This window comes from Vibrio sp. D173a, assembly GCF_030248475.1.
Window position 1 is genome coordinate 1 of record NZ_JAHGAH010000268.1, and the last position, 2523, is coordinate 2523.

The 2523-nt window shown below is 45.3% G+C and carries 3 protein-coding genes; all 3 read left to right on the forward strand.

Annotation, left to right across the window (positions count from 1 at the left end; genetic code table 11):
* Nucleotides 1-103: 103 nt before the first annotated feature.
* Nucleotides 104-382, forward strand: a complete 279-nt coding sequence (gene ybeD, locus KIV40_RS23600) for a DUF493 family protein YbeD (RefSeq protein ID WP_005384135.1) — start codon at nt 104-106, stop codon at nt 380-382.
* Nucleotides 383-558: 176 nt separating this feature from the next.
* Nucleotides 559-1221: a lipoyl(octanoyl) transferase LipB gene (gene lipB, locus KIV40_RS23605; protein ID WP_285351618.1), complete on the forward strand. Its 663-nt coding sequence runs from the start codon at nt 559-561 to the stop codon at nt 1219-1221.
* Nucleotides 1218-2183, forward strand: a complete 966-nt coding sequence (gene lipA, locus KIV40_RS23610) for a lipoyl synthase (RefSeq protein ID WP_012127184.1) — start codon at nt 1218-1220, stop codon at nt 2181-2183. The genes lipB and lipA overlap by 4 nt, the downstream gene beginning before the upstream one ends.
* Nucleotides 2184-2523: the final 340 nt, after the last annotated feature.

Consider the following 2523-nt stretch of genomic DNA (forward strand, 5'->3'; position numbering starts at 1 on the left):
GTGATAGGAGTTAGCCAACTAGGGCGGCTTTGTTAATCTTGAGTTCACCCTAATTTGACTGTACTATTTCGCACCGCAACGAATACCAACTGGAGTTACCGATATGCTAACCATCAACTCTGATGCAAAATTGAAAGACCTGCTTGAGTTCCCTTGTTCATTTACATACAAGGTAATGGGTCATGCAAAGCCTGAGCTTCCAGAGCTAGTTCTAGAAGTTATCCAGCGCCATGCTCCAGGTGACTACAGCCCAACAGTAAAACCAAGTGCTAAGGGCAACTACCACTCGGTGTCTATCAACATCACTGCAACCTCTATCGAGCAAGTTGAAACCCTATACAAAGAACTGGGTGAAATCGACATCGTACGCATGGTTCTATAATTTTTTGATAAATTAAATTTTTTTTGAAAGCAGCTTCGGCTGCTTTCTTTTTATTTATCATGTAGATAATGCAAAACAGCGAGTCTTTCAGTTAAAAATCTGTTACTCAGCTGTAGAGCATCAGGTTCATCCGGTTTATAATCCAAAAACTTTATATATTAGCGACAGGAATTCCCATGCAACACCAACTTGTTGTGAAACGACTTGGACGCCAAGATTATGAGCCTGTATGGAAGGCGATGCATGAGTTCACTGACCAACGCACAGACGACACGCCTGATGAAGTTTGGTTGGTAGAACACAACCCAGTATTTACACAAGGTCAAGCGGGTAAAGCCGAGCACCTGATTAACACTGGTGATATTCCTGTTGTTCAAAGCGATCGTGGTGGTCAAGTGACTTATCATGGCCCTGGTCAATTAGTCGCGTACTTCCTGATCAACCTACGTCGCAAAAAATTAGGAGTGCGAGATCTCGTTACACACATCGAGAACCTCGTTATTAACACTCTTAAGGCATACAATATCGATTCTGCTGCGCGACCTGACGCTCCGGGCGTTTATGTCGACGGTAAAAAAATATGTTCTCTCGGACTTCGCATTCGAAAAGGATGCTCATTCCACGGCCTAGCGTTGAACGTCAATATGGACTTAGGTCCGTTTTTACGTATAAACCCATGTGGCTATGAAGGAATGGAGATGGTTCAGGTTAGCCAAGTTGGTGGACCAGAAGACATCGAAGCCGTGGAAAAACAACTAATACAAGAACTCGTTACTTTGCTTGTTTACGAGCAAGTAGAATTCAGCACAGAAGCACCTTCTCAAGGTAACAAAGCATGAGCAAACCAATCCAGATGGAAAAAGGCGTTAAATACCGCGACGCCGACAAGATGGCATTGATTCCCGTAAAGAACATGCCTTCAGAGCAGAAAGAAGTGCTACGTAAGCCTGATTGGATGAAGATCAAGCTACCAGCCGACAGCCAACGTATTCAAGACATCAAATCAGCGATGCGTAAGAACAACCTTCACTCTGTATGTGAAGAAGCATCTTGCCCTAACCTAGCTGAGTGTTTTAACCACGGTACGGCCACTTTCATGATCCTTGGCGCGATTTGTACTCGCCGTTGCCCTTTCTGTGACGTTGCCCATGGTCGCCCGCTTCCTGTTGAAGCTGAAGAGCCCAAAAAGCTAGCGAAAACCATCGCAGACATGAAATTGAAGTATGTTGTAATCACTTCAGTTGACCGTGATGACTTGCGTGATGGCGGTGCTGAGCACTTTGCTAACTGTAACCGCGAGATTCGCGAACTAAACCCACACATCAAGATTGAAACGCTGGTTCCTGACTTCCGTGGTCGTATGGATGTGGCACTTGATCTTATGAAAGACAACCCGCCAGATGTCTTCAACCACAACCTAGAAACGGCACCTCGTCTGTACCGTAAAGCTCGCCCAGGCGCGAACTACAAGTGGTCACTACAATTGCTGCAAAAATTCAAAGAGCAGCATCCAAATGTACCAACGAAATCAGGTCTAATGATGGGCCTTGGTGAAACGAAAGAAGAGATCGTCGAAGTACTGAAAGACCTTCGTGCACATGGCGTAACTATGCTGACTCTTGGTCAGTACCTAGCGCCAAGCCGTCACCACTTGCCAGTAGAACGTTACGTTCCACCTTCAGAGTTTGACGAGCTAAAAGAAATCGCCCTAGAACTTGGCTTCACCCACGCGGCGTGTGGTCCATTTGTTCGCTCTTCTTACCATGCCGATATGCAGGCTCAAGGTATCGAGATTAAATAAGCACTCGCTTGTTTTGAAAAGAAAGGTTGGCTTAGTGCCAACCTTTTTTGTCTCTGCTGAATCTAAACTACTGTCGCTTGGATAACGAGCCTATCTCCTCAAACCAATAGCGCATCATTCCGAAGAGCCCAGGCGATATCAGAAATCTCATTTCAACGCACTCTCTAAGCAGCAGTGACAATTAAAGATTCCCTATCCCGCTCAATGGTATGGACTCCCCACCTCAACTGACTGTGTCAGCTAAAGTTACAGGTACAAACCAAAATAGGAGCCCATACCATGAATCAATCTAGCACAATCTCAATTGATTTAGCCAAATCCGTTTTCCAAGTTGCGGTGT